Genomic DNA, 13336 nt, shown 5'->3' with positions numbered 1-13336 from the left:
CATGGCCGCACACTTGCTATCGCAGTTCCGTGTCCTGGTCGCGCCAGGCTTGCACAACAGCGGGCCGGCGCACTGGCAAAGCCGCTGGCAGCGCCTGTACCCGGCCTTCGAGCGGGTCGAGCAGGCGCGCTGGGACCAGCCGGTACTGTCGCGCTGGTCGGCGCGGCTGGATGCGGTGCTGGCGCAGGACACCCGCCCGACCCTGATCGTGGCTCACAGTTTCGGCTGCCTCACCACGGCGCACAGCCTGGCGCATGACCTCTCCCCCTCGACTGTGGCGGGCGTGCTCCTGGTGGGACCGGCCGATCCCGACAAGTTCGGCGTTTCCGAACTGCTGCCGCAAGATGAATTGCCCGTGCCATCGATCATGGTGGCCAGCACCAACGATCCCTGGATGACGGTCGAGAAGGCCGAGCGCTGGGCAAAGCGCTGGGGCAGCGAATTCGTCAACGGGGGCGCGCTGGGACACATCAACGCCGAGTCCGGCCTGGGCGACTGGGTTTTCGGGCAGCGGCTGTTGCACAAACTGGCAGAGCAGGCGCACAATGAGCGTTTGTTGTCTGTTTAACTATTTTGGAGATTTTCTATGACTTTACGCCTTGGCGACACCGCCCCGGATTTCGAGCAGGATTCCACTATCGGCCGCATCAAGTTCCATGACTGGGCGGGCGATTCCTGGGTCGTGCTGTTTTCGCACCCGGCTGACTTCACGCCGGTCTGCACCACGGAACTGGGCCTGACCGCCAAGCTGAAGCCGGAATTCGAGCAGCGCAATGTGAAGGCGATCGCGCTGTCGGTTGACCCGGCCGATGCGCACAAGGAGTGGATCAAGGATATCGAAGAGACCCAGGATACCGTGGTCGGCTTCCCGATCGTTGCAGATTCCGACCGCAAGGTCTCCGAGCTGTACGACATGATCCATCCGAACCAGTCCGCCACCGCGACCGTTCGCTCGCTGTTCGTGATCGACCCGGCCAAGAAGGTGCGCCTGACCATTACTTACCCGATGAGTACCGGCCGCAACTTCAATGAAGTGCTGCGCGTGATCGACGCCCTGCAGCTGACCGATAAGCACACCGTGGCTACGCCGGGCAACTGGACCGATGGCGACGATGTGATCATCCCGCTGACGGTGCAGGATCCGGAAATCCTCAAGGCCAAGTATCCGAAGGGCTTCACTGCGCCGCGCCCTTACCTGCGCATCACGCCGCAGCCTAACAAGTAATCCTGGTTTCTATCTCTTCCAGCCCCCGTTCGGGGGCTTTTTTTTGAACCCACGGCCCAAAGCAGGTGTCAGGCATGATGTGCCTGACACCAGGTTCATGACTCTGGTATTTTTGCTTGTGCGGCGCGCGGACGGGGGTATCATCAAGGCATCATCCCCACCCTTTGACGACCATGATCAAACGCCTCCTCAGCTTTGCCCTGCTCGCAGTTTCCTGCGCCTCCGCATCAGCCCAGACGGCGCAAGTGGCCAAGTCCACGACCATGCAACTCTCCGTCGATTACCTGCTGTTCCAGCCGAAGTCGTACTCCGACAAAGGCAAGCCCGTGCCGCTGATCGTTTTCCTGCACGGTTCGGGGGAGAGCGGCAACGACCTGGAGCGGGTGAAGAAATGGGGGCCGCCGGCGATCGTGGAGTCGAATCCGGACTTCCCGTTCATGGTGGTGTCGCCGCAGGCGCCCGAGCCGAATGGCTGGAATGTGCCGCTGCTGAAGGGCATGATCGATGATGTGCTGTCGAAATATAACGTGGACCGTTCGCGGGTTTATCTGACGGGCTTGAGCATGGGCGGATATGGCGCCTGGGAACTGGCGATGCGCTACCCCGAGTATTTCGCCGCTATCGCGCCGATCTGCGGCGGTGGCAATCCGCGCAATGTGGGCAAGCTGAAGAACATCCCGACCTGGGTCTTCCACGGCGCCAAGGACACAGCCGTCCCCGAAGCCGCCTCCGCCATCCTGGTCGACGCGCTCAAGGCCGCCGGCGGCAATGTGAAGTACACCGTGCTCCCCGAGGGCGGCCACACCGACTCCTGGGTCTACGCCTACGACTCCAAGACTGGCCTCTTCGACTGGTTCCTGCAGCAGCGCAAGCAATAATGTTCGCGGCGTCGATCCTGCTCGTGGCCTTCCTGCTCTGCGGGTTCGTGCAGGCCGAGCCAACGCTGCAGGTGAAGTATCCGAACCTTGACGGGCTGGAAGTGAATGCCTATGGCTATCGGGTGCTGAACCTGGCCTTGCGCAAGTCGGGAGTCGATTTTGAACTGAGCCTGCATCCGCTGAATGTGAACCAGGAGCGGGCACGGATCATGATGGATAGCGGCGAAGTCAATGTGGTGGACTTCGGCACCAGCGCGGAATTCGAGCATCGCTTCCTGCCCGTGTATTTTCCGATCGACCGCGGGCTGAATGGCTATCGCCTGCTCGTGGTGCACAAGGATAATGCGGACGAGTATGAGCGCATGCGCTCGCTTATGCAGCTGCGCGACAAGACGGCGGGGCAGGGCGTGCGCTGGTCGGATATTGCTATCCTGGAGCGCGCGGGCATCAAGGTTGCTACTGCGCCGCTGGACGGCTTATTTCGCTTGCTGGAGCGTAAGCGCATCGACTTCGTGCCGCTCGGCGCCAACGAAGTGCACTTCCTGCTTGATAAGTATCGCGCCGCAGCGCCGCACGCAGTCGTCGACAGCAATCTGCTGATCATCTATCCCTTCGGGCGGCTGTTCTTCGTGCAGAAGGGCAATGAACGCTTGCGCGAGGCGATCCTTCGCGGCCTGGAGGCGGCCTTCGAGGACGGGTCCTTCATGGCGCTTCTCAGCAAATACTATTTCCCCAGCACCGACCTCTCAGCGCTGGCTCACCGCACTATCCTCCGCCTCGACAACCCGTCGCTGACACCTGAGTTTCGCAGGATGCCGCCCAAGTACTTCTTCCATCACCAGGAGCGCTAGTTTGCGCGCGCTGGCCGGCACAGGGCGTCGGGCGATGGGGAGACGTTAGGCGCCGATCGGGGACGCCGCGCGGCGTCTCATGCATGGCGGATCAATGATCCGCCCTACGCCGCACGGTTATTTCGGGCACAGAGGAGCCGCAGCCGCGAATGCGGCGGGAAGTCAGTGGGTGACTGCGGCGGTGACGACGACGCCGGGGGGCGCGAAGGCGGCTTGTTGCTTGAGCAGCTCGCGCAGCGTGGCGATGTCGGTGCGGGCGCAGACGATCAGCTGGGGATTGGTCTTGCCATTTGCCGGGGCGTAGCCGATGGCCGCGCAGATGGTGGCGCAGATCGACGAGACCTTGTGGGCCGCCGCCTCGTCCAGCGTGCGTTCGCAGGTGGAGAATTCGCCCTCGATGGCCTTGGCCGCAGCGAAAACGGCGGCTTTCTCGAGCATGGAGTGGGCCTGGAGCGCCATTTCGGTCAGGTCGCACAGGCGGTCGGTCAGTAACAGTGCATCGTTCATTGCAAGTCTCCTCCAAGAGAATCCAAAACAAGACACTTAGCGCCAATGTAGCACGCCACCCCGTCTTTAGCATCTAAGCAAATGACGAAAGGTTAGTTTGGTTTATAACAGCGCAATGCGATTATTCGACCCTATTAGTCGGAAATGTAATAAGAGGAATAACATGTCAGCAGTAGCGTTGCCGGTTTCCACACCGGCGGAAGCGGTGAAAGCGAGGAAGGCGCCCTACAGGGTGATGCCTGGCTTCAACTTGTCCCTGGGATTCACGATCTTCTACCTGACGCTGATCGTGCTGATCCCGTTGTCTGCCGTCTTCCTGAAGACCTTCACGCTGACCTGGGACGGTTTCTGGAACGCCGTGACCAACGAGCGCGTTATGGCTTCCTATCGCCTGACTTTCGGCGCCTCCCTGATCGGCGCAACGTTTAATGTATTGTTTGGCGGTGTGGTTGCCTGGGTGCTGGTGCGTTACAAGTTCCCTGGCAAGCGCATCGTCGACGCGCTGGTCGACCTGCCTTTCGCGCTGCCGACGGCGGTGGCCGGCATCACGCTGACCGCGCTGTACTCGTCCAATGGCTGGATCGGCCGCTATCTCGAGGGCGTGCTGGGCGTGAAAGTTGCCTTCACACCACTGGGCGTGGTGGTCGCACTGACTTTCATCGGCCTGCCCTTCGTCGTGCGCACCGTGCAGCCCGTGCTGGAAGACGCCGAGCGCGAACTGGAGGAAGCCGCCGCCAGCCTGGGCGCCTCGGCCTTCCAGACGTTCCGCCGCGTGGTATTCCCCACCATCGTGCCCTCGCTGCTGACCGGCTTCGCGCTGGCCTTTGCCCGCGCCACCGGCGAATACGGTTCGGTGATCTTCATCGCCGGCAACATGCCGATGGTTTCCGAAATCACTCCGCTGTTCATCATCACCAAGCTGGAACAGTACGACTACGCGGGCGCCACCGCCATCGCTGTCGTGATGCTGATTGTGTCCTTCATTCTGCTGCTGGCGATTAACCTGCTGCAGGCCTGGGCACGCGGAAGGAACGGCAAATGAGCGCAACCACCCGCCGCGGCGAACTGCCGACCCGTCATGAAGTGCTGGAACCGGCCTGGGTGCGCCGCGTCCTGATTTTTGCCGCGCTGGCCTTCCTCACGCTGTTCCTGTTTGTACCCCTGATCGCCGTCTTTACCGAGGCGCTGAAGAAGGGCTGGGATGCATACGCTGCCGCCATCGTCGATGAAGACGCGATCTCGGCCATCAAGCTGACCCTGATCACCGCTGGCATCGCCGTGCCATTGAACCTGGTGTTCGGCGTGGCTGCATCATGGTGCATCACCAAGTTCGAATTCCGCGGCAAGAGCATCCTGCTTACCCTGATCGACCTGCCGTTCTCGGTGTCGCCTGTGATTTCGGGCCTGATCTACGTGCTGCTGTTCGGCGCCCAGGGCTGGTTCGGCCCGTGGCTGGCCGAGCACGACATCAAGATCCTGTTCGCCGTGCCGGGCATCGTGATCGCCACCGTGTTCATCACCTTCCCGTTCGTGGCGCGCGAACTGATTCCGCTGATGCAGGCGCAGGGCAGCGAGGAAGAGGAAGCGGCCGTGGTGCTGGGAGCGAACGGCTGGCAGACCTTCTTCCGCGTGACGCTGCCAAACATCAAGTGGGGCCTGCTGTATGGCGTGATCCTGTGTAATGCCCGCGCGATGGGCGAGTTCGGCGCCGTATCCGTGGTGTCCGGCCATATTCGGGGCGAGACCAACACCATGCCGCTGCAGGTCGAGATCCTCTACAACGAATACAACTTCGCGGCCGCCTTTGCCGTGGCCTCGCTGCTGGCGCTGCTGGCCCTGGTCACGCTGGCGCTGAAAACCTTTATCGAGTGGCGTCTGCACGAAAACACGGCCGACGACGCACAGGAGCACTGATATGACAATCGCAGTCAAGAACATCAACAAGCGCTTTGGCGATTTCGTCGCCCTGAATAATGTATCGCTGGACTTCCCGTCGGGCGAGCTGACCGCGCTGCTGGGCCCATCGGGCTGCGGCAAGACCACGCTGCTGCGCTGCATCGCCGGCCTGGAACATCCGGACTCGGGCCAGGTGCTGCTCGATGGCCAGGATGCCTCCGACCGCCACGTGCGCGAGCGCCAGGTGGGCTTCGTGTTCCAGCACTACGCGCTGTTCAAGCACATGACCGTGTTCGAGAACGTGGCATTCGGCCTGCGTGTGAAGCCGCGCAGCGAGCGCCCGTCGGAAGACCAGATCCGCCGCAAGGTGAAGGACCTGCTGGAGCTGGTGCAGCTGGACTGGCTGGCCGACCGCTATCCGCCGCAGCTCTCCGGCGGCCAGCGTCAGCGTATCGCCCTGGCCCGTGCCCTGGCCGTGGAGCCGCGCGTGCTGCTGCTGGATGAACCTTTCGGCGCGCTGGACGCCAAAGTGCGCAAGGAACTGCGCCGCTGGCTGCGCCGCCTGCACGACGACCTGCACGTGACCTCGATCTTCGTGACCCATGACCAGGAAGAGGCGCTGGAAGTGGCTGACCAGGTGGTGCTGATGAACAAGGGCCGCGTGGAGCAGCTGGGCGCGCCGGACGAGGTGTACAACCAGCCCGCATCGCCTTTCGTCTATGGCTTCCTGGGCAATGTGAACGTATTCCACGGCCGCGTGCACGAAGGCGTGATGGCCAGCGACGGCATCCAGTTCGATGTGCAGGGCCACGACGCAACCCAGCACGGCAAGGGCACGGCTTATGTGCGTCCGCATGACCTGGAAATCGACCGCTACACGCCGGATGCGGACGGCATCGTCGTCAAGCTGCGCCGCGCCCACGCGATTGGCCCGCTGGCCCAGCTGGACCTGGAGCGCGCCGACAATGCGCAGCTGATCGAAGCGACCATATCCAACGATCGCTATTCGCAGCTGGCGCTGAAGGATGGCGAAACGCTGGTGGTGCGTCCCAAGAAGCTGCACGTATTCGTTGACGAGGGCGCCGCCATATGAATTTCCAGCAGCTGCGATCGATTCGCGAGGCGGCCCGCCGCAATTACAACCTGACCGAAGTGGCCAATGCGCTGTTCACGTCCCAGCCGGGCGTAAGCCGCCAGATCCGCGAGCTGGAGGACGAGCTGGGCGTGGTCATCTTCGAGCGCAACGGCAAGCGCCTGACCGGCCTCACCGAGCCGGGCAAAGGCATCCTGAAGATCATCGACCGCCTTCTGGTCGAAGCGGAAAACCTGCAGCAGGCGAGCCAGGAGTTCACCGGCACCTCGAGCGGCACGCTGACCATCGCCGCAACCCACACGCAGGCGCGCTATGCGCTGCCCAAGGCCGTGCAGCACTTCCGCAACGAGTTCCCGAATGTGCGCATCGCGCTCCAGCAAAGCGCGCCTGACCATATCGCGGAGTGGGTCCTGTCCGGCAAGGCGGATATCGGCATTGCGACCGAGGGCCTGGTTCAGTTCCCGGATCTCGTATCCTTCCCCTGCTATCGCTGGAGCCACCTGATCGTGGTGCCGGACGGTCACCCGCTGCTCACGCGCACGCCGATCCGTCTGCAGGACCTGGCCGAATTCCCCCTGATTACCTACGACGTGGGCTTCACGGGCCGCGGCCACATCGACGCCGCCTTCGGCAAGGCCGATGTGCGCCCGGATATCGTGCTGACCGCGATGGATTCGGACGTGATCAAGCAGTATGTCTCGCTTGGCCTCGGTGTCGGCCTGGTGGCATCGATGGCATTCGACCATGGCCGCGACAAGGGCCTGCGCGCCATCGAAGCCTCGCACCTGTTCGCCGCCAACACCACGCGCCTGGCGCTGCGCCGCGGTGCTTACTTGCGCTCCTATACCTACGAATTCATCCGCCAGTTCGCACCGGAGCTGCAGCGCAGCGATATCGAGCAGGCATTGGCTGGAGACAGCGCCGAGTAAAAACTCGCCTATACTGAATTCCGGTTCGCGTTGTATTCAAAGGGGGAGTCCTATGGGTATTGGCAACTGGAAGATCGGTATCCGGCTGGCGGCCGGACTCGGGCTGGCACTGGCTTTCATGATAGGCATCTCGGCGATCGGCATCGCCAACCTCGGCAAGCTCGATGACGGCACCGGGGACATTGCATCCGACAAGGTACCCAAGGTCATCGCCGCCTACGAAGCCATCGGCGGCGTCAACGACATCGCCCGCGCCATGCGCAATGCCATGCTCAGTACCGATCCCGCCACGGTGAAGAAGGAGCTGCAGCGCGTGGAAGACCGCAAGGCCGACATCGCCGTCCAGCTGGACAAGCTCTCCAAACTGATTGCCGACGATGTGGACGAAGGCAGCCGCACGCGCCTGAAGGCCGTGCTGGAAGCGCGCGAACGCTATCTCGTCGTCCAGCAGAATTTCCTCGATCGGTCGGCCGATGCCGCGCAGCGCGATGCCGTGGTGGCCTACCTCCTGAGCGCCGTGCGCAAGGAGCAGACGGCTTACCTGAACTCACTCACGGAGCTGGCGAAATACCAGGGCGAGGCCGTCAGCACCGCCAGCCAGGAAGCGCACCAGGCTTACACCAGCTCGCGCAATATGATGGTCGCGCTCACGGTAGCCGCGGCCCTGCTGGCTGCCGCCGTGCTATGGCGGATCACGCGCAGCATCACGCGTCCCCTGAACCGCGCCGTGGGCGTGGCCGAGGCGGTGGCTGGCGGCGACCTCACGCAACGCATCGAGTGCGACACGCGCGATGAAACGGGCCAGCTGCTGCGCGCCCTGCAGCACATGAACGAGTCGCTGGCGCGCACCGTCGGCAAGGTGCGTTCAGGCTCGGATACGATCACTACCGCTTCCAACGAAATCGCCAGCGGCAACCTGGATCTGTCCTCGCGCACGGAGCAGCAGGCTTCCAGTCTTGAAGAGACGGCGTCCTCGATGGAGGAACTCACGTCGACGGTGCAGCAGAATGCAGAGAACGCGCGCCAGGCTACGCAGCTGGTGGTTGCCGCGTCGGAGTTCGCCCTGCGCGGCGGACGCGTGGTGGGCGAGGTGGTCAGCACCATGGGCGCCATCAAGGAGAGTTCGGCGCGCATCCAGGACATCATCGGTGTCATCGACGGCATCGCTTTCCAGACCAATATCCTGGCGCTGAACGCCGCTGTCGAAGCGGCGCGCGCCGGCGAGCAGGGGAGGGGTTTTGCCGTGGTGGCGAGCGAAGTACGCAACCTTGCCGCGCGTTCGGCCGCCGCGGCGCGCGAAATCAAGGAGCTGATCGGGCATTCGGTGGCTACGGTCGATGCCGGCGCGCGCCTTGTCGACGAAGCCGGCGTGACCATGCAGGGCATCGTCAAGGCGGTGCAGCAGGTCGAGGACATCATGAACCAGATCAGCTCGGCCAGCCAGGAACAGAGCTCGGGCATCGCGCAGGTGAATCAGGCCATCGTGCAGATCGACGACGTGACGCAGCAGAACGCGGCCCTGGTCGAGGAGGCCGCGGCCGCGGCGCAGTCGATGCGCGACCAGGCCCAGATGCTGGCCGAAGCGGTCAGCGTGTTCCGGCTGGCCGAGCACCGGCTGGCGCCGCGCGCACTTATTGCCCCGGGTTAGTGATGCGGGCGTGGATGGCGTCGACGGCGGCGGCGATGTCCGGCGCCAGGCGCATCGTGTAGGCGTCGATGTTTTCTTTCAGCTGGGCCAGCGTGGTGGCGCCAACGAGGGTGGAGGCGACGAACCAGCGCGAGTAGCACCATGCCAGCGCGAGCTGCGTTGGCGTCATGCCGTTGGCGCGCGCCAGCTTTGCGTACTCGCCGGCTGCTTCCAGCACGGCGGGGCGCAGGTAGCGTGGGCTCCAAGTCGGCGGGAAGATCGTCAGGCGGCCGTGCGCCTTGGGATTGTCGTAGTACTTGGCCGTCAGCTGGCCGAACGCCAGCGGGCTATAGGCCAGCAGGCTGACATTCTCGCGGTAGCAGGTTTCATCCAGCAGGCTGGTTTCGAAGGCGCGCGCCGTCAGGTTGTACAGGTTCTGCACGGACGCGATGCGCGGCAGGCCATGGCGCTCGGCTTGCTTGACGAACTCGCACACGCCCCAGCTGCTTTCATTGGACAGGCCGATGTGGCGGATCTTGCCTTCGTCCACCAGCTTGCCCAGCGCCGCCAGCGTTTCCTCCACCGCCACGGCGGGCCGCTCGCGCACGGGATCGAAGGCATTGGCGCCGAACACCGGCAGGTTGCGGCTGGGCCAGTGCAGCTGGTACAGGTCGATGTAGTCGGTCTGCAGGCGCTTCAGGCTCGCTTCCACGGCGGCGCGCAGATTGGCCGCATCGTGGTTATGGCGGCCGCCGCGGATCCAGTGGATGTTGGGATTCGGCCCGGCGGCCTTGGTGGCGATCACCACGTTCGCACGGCGGCCGGATTTCTTCAGCCAGGTGCCGATGATGCGCTCCGTGTCGCCTTGCGTGGCGGGTGACGGCATCACCGGATACAGTTCGGCGGTGTCGAGGAAGTTGATGCCGCGTTCCAGCGCGAAGTCGATCTGGGCGTGCGCCTCGGCCTCGAAATTCTGCTGGCCGAAGGTCATCGTGCCAAGGCAGATGCGGCTGACCTGCAAATCGCTCTGGCCGAGGGGGACCTTGTCCATGGCTTATTTGCCGCGCAGGGCGTCCGCGCAGTCGCGTACCAGGGCGGGGCCGGCGTAAATCAGGCCGCTGTACAGCTGCACCAGCTGGGCGCCTGCCGCGATCTTGGCTTTTGCGTCCGCGCCCTGCATAATGCCGCCCACGCCGATGATGGGCAGCCCATCGCCCACTTCCGCCTTCAGCAGGCGGATCACCTTGTTGGACAGTTCGAACACCGGCGCGCCGGACAGGCCGCCCGCTTCGCCGCCGTGCTGCATGCCTTCCACCGCCGTGCGGCTCAGGGTCGTGTTGGTGGCGATCACGCCATCGATCTTGTGGCGGATCAGCGCGTCGGCAATGTTCCTGACCTGGTCGGCATCCATGTCCGGCGCGATCTTCAGCGTCATCGGCACATAGCGCTTGTGCTGGTCGGCCAGGCGCAGCTGGGCATCCTTCAATTGCGACAGCAGGCCGTCCACTTCCGATGCGCCCTGCAGCTGGCGCAGGTTCTTGGTGTTCGGGGAGGAGATATTCACCGTCACATAGCTGGCGTACGGGTAGACCTTCTCCAGGCAATGCAGGTAATCGTCCGCCGCGCGCTCGATCGGCGTATCGGCGTTCTTGCCGATGTTCAGGCCCAGGATGCCTTCCTTGTTCTGGTAGAAGCGCGAGGACTGCACGTTGGCCACGAAAGCGTCCACGCCGCCGTTATTGAAGCCCATGCGGTTGATGATGCCGTGCGCCGCCGGGATGCGGAACATGCGCGGCTTCGGATTGCCCGGCTGGGCGCGCGGCGTGACGGTGCCCACTTCGATGGAGCCGAAACCCAGGTCGGCCAGCGCGTCGATGAAGGCGCCGTCCTTGTCCAGGCCTGCAGCCAGGCCGACGGGGTTCTTGAACGTCAGGCCCATCACGGTGCGCGGATCGGGCAGCGGCTGGCGCACCATGGCGCGGGTCAGGCCGATTTTCGACAGGCGTTTCAGGGCGGGGAGGGTGAAATGGTGGGCTTCTTCGGCGTCCATCGAGAACAGCATGGGACGGGCCAGGGAATACAGGAATTTGTCGGACATGGGGCAACTTAGGATGAAATTGCCGACATTTTACCTTGGCAGCAGGCTCCAAACCCCTTTGATCCGGGCCTGCAGGGGCTGGAACTTGATCTTGTAGTTCATTTTCGGGCTCTCTTCGATCCAGTAGCCCAGGTAGACGTAGGGCAGGGCCAGCTCCTGCGCCTGGCCGATCTGCCACATCACGTTATAGGTGCCGAAGCTGGCGCCCGGCACATCCGGATCGAAGAAAGTGTAGACGGAAGATAGCCCATCCGACAGCACATCGATGATGGACACCATGCGCAGCGTGCCGTCCGGCTCGCGGAATTCCACCAGCCGCGTATTGACCCGGCTTTGCAGCAGGAATTGCGCATACTGGTCGCGCGAATCCTGGTCCATGCCGCCGCCGGCGTGGCGGGTGCTCTGGTAGCGCAGGTAGAGGGCGTAGTGCTCGTCCGAGAAGGACAGCGTGGCCACGCCGGCCTGCAGCTGCTTGTGGCGTTCCCACGTGCGGCGCTGGGCGCGTGTGGGCATGTATTCGCCGGCCACCACGCGCACTGGAATGCAGGCCTGGCAACCGTCGCAATATGGACGATAGGTAAAGATGCCGCTGCGGCGGAAACCGTTCTTGACCAGCTCCGAGTACACGTCCGCATTGATCAGGTGCGAAGGCGTGGCTACCTGCGAGCGCGCCTGCCGTGCGTCCAGGTAGCTGCACGGATACGGCGCAGTCGTGTAGAACTGCAGGGTGGCAAAGGGTAGATCGTTAAGCTGGGTCATGGAACATATCATAGCGCGTTCCGCGCGCGCGTACAGCCTCAGGCGGCAGCAGTGTAGAGCGGTTCCGGCTGCCAGTCGCGGATCTGTGGCTTGACGATGCATTTCTGCAGATGCTCGACAAAAACACTGCGCGGGATGGGCCGCGCGCCCAGGGAATGCAGGTGGCCCGTCTCCTGCTGGCAGTCGATCAGTTCCACGCCATGGCGGCGCAGGAAATGTACCAGATAGGCCAGGGCCACTTTGGAACCGTCGGTCACGCGCGCGAACATGGACTCGCCGTAGAACATTGTGCCGATGGAAACTCCGTAGGCGCCGCCCACCAGTTCACCGTTCAGCCAAAGCTCGGCGGAGTGGGCGTAACCCAGCTTGTGCAGCCCGGTATAGCCGCTGATGATGTCTTCCGAAATCCAGGTGCCGGGACCATCGCGCCGCGGCGCGGCGCAGGCGCGCATCACCTGTTCGAAGGCGGAGTCGAAACGCACCTGCCAGCGGCCGTCGGTGCGGCTGCTTTTCTCGATTTTCTTCAGTGTCTTGCGCAGGCTGTCCGAGATCTTGAAGTCGGCCGTGCACAGCACCATGCGCGGATCGGTGCTCCACCACAGGATGGGCTGGCCTTCGGAAAACCAGGGAAAGATGCCGCGCTGGTAGGCGGCCAGCAGCCGCGTTGGCGACAGGTCGGCGCCCGCGGCCAGCAGGCCGGGGGCATCCGTGGTCAACGCCTCGGACACGTCGGGAAAGGGCGTGTTGGCGTCCAGCCAGGGGATCATGGTGCGTCGGCGGTGGGCAGGCGCATGGGGCGCGTGATGTCCATTTCGTGGAAGCCGTAATTGCCGCCTTCACGCACGCGGTCGCGGTCGGAGAAGAAGAATTCCAGCGTGGTGGTGATGGTGGGAAAGGCCAGGTCGTCCCAGGGGATTTCCTGCTGGGTGAACAGCTTCACATCCAGGCTTTCCTCGCCCGGCGCGAAGTTGAGGTCTTTCAGCTCGGCCAGGTAGAACATATGGACCTGGTGCACCCGCGCCACGTTCAGGAGGGTAAATAATTTACCCAGTTCGATATTGGCGCCCGCTTCCTCGGCCGTCTCGCGGCGCGCCGCGTCGGACGTGGTTTCGTTGTTTTCCATAAAGCCGGCCGGCAGGGTCCAGAAGCCGCGGCGTGGTTCGATGGCGCGTTTGCACAGCAGTATCTTCAGCTCGCCGTCGCGTTCCCAGACGGGAATCGAGCCGATCACCATCTTGGGATTTTGATAATGAATAGTCTCGCAATTGACGCAGACATAGCGCGGGCGGTTGTCGCCGGCCGGGACCATCAGTTCAACGGGGCTGGCGCATTCGGAGCAGAATTTCATGGAAATAAGATCAGGTCTGGTTCAATGCTTACTTTACACCGATTGACGGCGAGCCGCGTAGCTCGTGCGTCAAAGAGACGGGTTTCCTGGTGGATTCGGCAAAATAAATTCGATCTATCGTGCAA

At 63.3% G+C, this 13336-nt stretch carries 15 protein-coding genes; 9 read left to right on the top strand and 6 right to left on the bottom strand.

Annotation, left to right across the window (positions count from 1 at the left end; genetic code table 11):
• Position 1 precedes the first annotated feature (1 nt).
• From ACHMW6_RS27675 to ACHMW6_RS27660, 4 genes are all read left to right on the top strand, one after another.
• Positions 2-568 (top strand): RBBP9/YdeN family alpha/beta hydrolase, encoded by a 567-nt coding sequence (locus tag ACHMW6_RS27675; RefSeq protein WP_395401736.1) that lies wholly within the window; start codon positions 2-4, stop codon positions 566-568.
• A gap of 18 nt (positions 569-586) precedes the next feature.
• Positions 587-1225 (top strand): peroxiredoxin, encoded by a 639-nt coding sequence (locus ACHMW6_RS27670; RefSeq protein ID WP_395401734.1) that lies wholly within the window; start codon positions 587-589, stop codon positions 1223-1225.
• Between the two features lie 173 nt (positions 1226-1398).
• A complete protein-coding gene (locus ACHMW6_RS27665) occupies positions 1399-2103 on the top strand; it encodes a prolyl oligopeptidase family serine peptidase (protein ID WP_395401732.1) in 705 nt (234 codons plus the stop codon).
• A complete protein-coding gene (locus tag ACHMW6_RS27660; RefSeq protein ID WP_395401730.1) occupies positions 2103-2954 on the top strand; it encodes a hypothetical protein in 852 nt (283 codons plus the stop codon). Before ACHMW6_RS27665 ends, ACHMW6_RS27660 begins: the two co-directional genes overlap by 1 nt.
• A 162-nt stretch (positions 2955-3116) precedes the next feature.
• On the opposite strand, the gene ACHMW6_RS27655 is transcribed toward ACHMW6_RS27660, so the two are convergent.
• Entirely contained in the window at positions 3117-3461 is a 345-nt protein-coding gene (locus tag ACHMW6_RS27655; protein ID WP_395401728.1) for a hypothetical protein, read from the bottom strand.
• 235 nt (positions 3462-3696) lie between these two features.
• Between ACHMW6_RS27655 and cysT the strand changes: the two genes are divergently transcribed.
• Genes cysT through ACHMW6_RS27630 form a run of 5 tightly spaced genes read left to right on the top strand, consistent with a single transcriptional unit; the run spans position 3697 to position 9027 of the window.
• Positions 3697-4503, top strand: coding sequence for a sulfate ABC transporter permease subunit CysT (gene cysT / locus ACHMW6_RS27650; protein WP_395408726.1), 807 nt, complete (start codon positions 3697-3699; stop codon positions 4501-4503).
• Complete coding sequence (gene cysW / locus ACHMW6_RS27645; RefSeq protein WP_395401726.1) at positions 4500-5375, top strand: sulfate ABC transporter permease subunit CysW; 876 nt, start codon at positions 4500-4502, stop codon at positions 5373-5375. Before cysT ends, cysW begins: the two co-directional genes overlap by 4 nt.
• A 1-nt stretch (position 5376) precedes the next feature.
• On the top strand, positions 5377-6450 hold the full coding sequence (locus ACHMW6_RS27640; protein WP_395401724.1) for a sulfate/molybdate ABC transporter ATP-binding protein: 1074 nt from the start codon (positions 5377-5379) through the stop codon (positions 6448-6450).
• A complete protein-coding gene (locus ACHMW6_RS27635; protein WP_395401722.1) occupies positions 6447-7379 on the top strand; it encodes a CysB family HTH-type transcriptional regulator in 933 nt (310 codons plus the stop codon). Before ACHMW6_RS27640 ends, ACHMW6_RS27635 begins: the two co-directional genes overlap by 4 nt.
• A 52-nt stretch (positions 7380-7431) precedes the next feature.
• Positions 7432-9027, top strand: coding sequence for a methyl-accepting chemotaxis protein (locus ACHMW6_RS27630; protein ID WP_395401720.1), 1596 nt, complete (start codon positions 7432-7434; stop codon positions 9025-9027).
• Here ACHMW6_RS27630 and ACHMW6_RS27625 read toward each other — a convergent pair.
• The 5 genes from ACHMW6_RS27625 to ACHMW6_RS27605 are packed head-to-tail and all read right to left on the bottom strand — an operon-like array spanning position 9011 to position 13211.
• On the bottom strand, positions 9011-10057 hold the full coding sequence (locus tag ACHMW6_RS27625; RefSeq protein WP_395401718.1) for an aldo/keto reductase: 1047 nt from the start codon (positions 10055-10057) through the stop codon (positions 9011-9013). The two genes, ACHMW6_RS27630 and ACHMW6_RS27625, sit on opposite strands and share 17 nt — an antisense overlap.
• 3 nt (positions 10058-10060) lie before the next feature.
• Complete coding sequence (locus ACHMW6_RS27620) at positions 10061-11104, bottom strand: quinone-dependent dihydroorotate dehydrogenase (RefSeq protein WP_395401717.1); 1044 nt, start codon at positions 11102-11104, stop codon at positions 10061-10063.
• A gap of 30 nt (positions 11105-11134) precedes the next feature.
• Positions 11135-11863 carry an arginyltransferase gene (locus ACHMW6_RS27615; RefSeq protein WP_395401715.1) on the bottom strand — a complete coding sequence of 243 codons (729 nt, stop codon included), beginning with the start codon at positions 11861-11863 and terminating at the stop codon, positions 11135-11137.
• Positions 11864-11901: 38 nt separating this feature from the next.
• Positions 11902-12630, bottom strand: coding sequence for a leucyl/phenylalanyl-tRNA--protein transferase (gene aat / locus ACHMW6_RS27610; protein WP_395401713.1), 729 nt, complete (start codon positions 12628-12630; stop codon positions 11902-11904).
• A complete protein-coding gene (locus tag ACHMW6_RS27605) occupies positions 12627-13211 on the bottom strand; it encodes an NUDIX hydrolase (protein WP_395401711.1) in 585 nt (194 codons plus the stop codon). The genes aat and ACHMW6_RS27605 overlap by 4 nt, the downstream gene beginning before the upstream one ends.
• Positions 13212-13336: the final 125 nt, after the last annotated feature.

Origin of the sequence: Pseudoduganella sp. UC29_106 (assembly GCF_044055365.1) — a bacterium.
In the GTDB taxonomy this organism is placed as follows: Bacteria; Pseudomonadota; Gammaproteobacteria; order Burkholderiales; family Burkholderiaceae_D; genus Rugamonas.
This window is presented reverse-complemented; position numbering and strand designations above follow the sequence as displayed.

What these genes read in the sequence shown, in the direction of transcription:
- ACHMW6_RS27665 (WP_395401732.1), top strand. Translation starts at nt 1,399, where the DNA reads ATGATCAAACGCCTCCTCAGCTTTGCCCTGCTCGCAGTTTCCTGCGCC.
- cysT (WP_395408726.1), top strand. Translation starts at nt 3,697, where the DNA reads ATGCCTGGCTTCAACTTGTCCCTGGGATTCACGATCTTCTACCTGACG.
- ACHMW6_RS27620 (WP_395401717.1), bottom strand. Translation starts at nt 11,104, where the DNA reads ATGTCCGACAAATTCCTGTATTCCCTGGCCCGTCCCATGCTGTTCTCG.
- ACHMW6_RS27640 (WP_395401724.1), top strand. Translation starts at nt 5,377, where the DNA reads ATGACAATCGCAGTCAAGAACATCAACAAGCGCTTTGGCGATTTCGTC.
- ACHMW6_RS27635 (WP_395401722.1), top strand. Translation starts at nt 6,447, where the DNA reads ATGAATTTCCAGCAGCTGCGATCGATTCGCGAGGCGGCCCGCCGCAAT.
- ACHMW6_RS27625 (WP_395401718.1), bottom strand. Translation starts at nt 10,057, where the DNA reads ATGGACAAGGTCCCCCTCGGCCAGAGCGATTTGCAGGTCAGCCGCATC.
- aat (WP_395401713.1), bottom strand. Translation starts at nt 12,630, where the DNA reads ATGATCCCCTGGCTGGACGCCAACACGCCCTTTCCCGACGTGTCCGAG.
- ACHMW6_RS27675 (WP_395401736.1), top strand. Translation starts at nt 2, where the DNA reads ATGGCCGCACACTTGCTATCGCAGTTCCGTGTCCTGGTCGCGCCAGGC.
- ACHMW6_RS27670 (WP_395401734.1), top strand. Translation starts at nt 587, where the DNA reads ATGACTTTACGCCTTGGCGACACCGCCCCGGATTTCGAGCAGGATTCC.
- ACHMW6_RS27630 (WP_395401720.1), top strand. Translation starts at nt 7,432, where the DNA reads ATGGGTATTGGCAACTGGAAGATCGGTATCCGGCTGGCGGCCGGACTC.
- ACHMW6_RS27615 (WP_395401715.1), bottom strand. Translation starts at nt 11,863, where the DNA reads ATGACCCAGCTTAACGATCTACCCTTTGCCACCCTGCAGTTCTACACG.
- ACHMW6_RS27605 (WP_395401711.1), bottom strand. Translation starts at nt 13,211, where the DNA reads ATGAAATTCTGCTCCGAATGCGCCAGCCCCGTTGAACTGATGGTCCCG.
- ACHMW6_RS27655 (WP_395401728.1), bottom strand. Translation starts at nt 3,461, where the DNA reads ATGAACGATGCACTGTTACTGACCGACCGCCTGTGCGACCTGACCGAA.
- cysW (WP_395401726.1), top strand. Translation starts at nt 4,500, where the DNA reads ATGAGCGCAACCACCCGCCGCGGCGAACTGCCGACCCGTCATGAAGTG.
- ACHMW6_RS27660 (WP_395401730.1), top strand. Translation starts at nt 2,103, where the DNA reads ATGTTCGCGGCGTCGATCCTGCTCGTGGCCTTCCTGCTCTGCGGGTTC.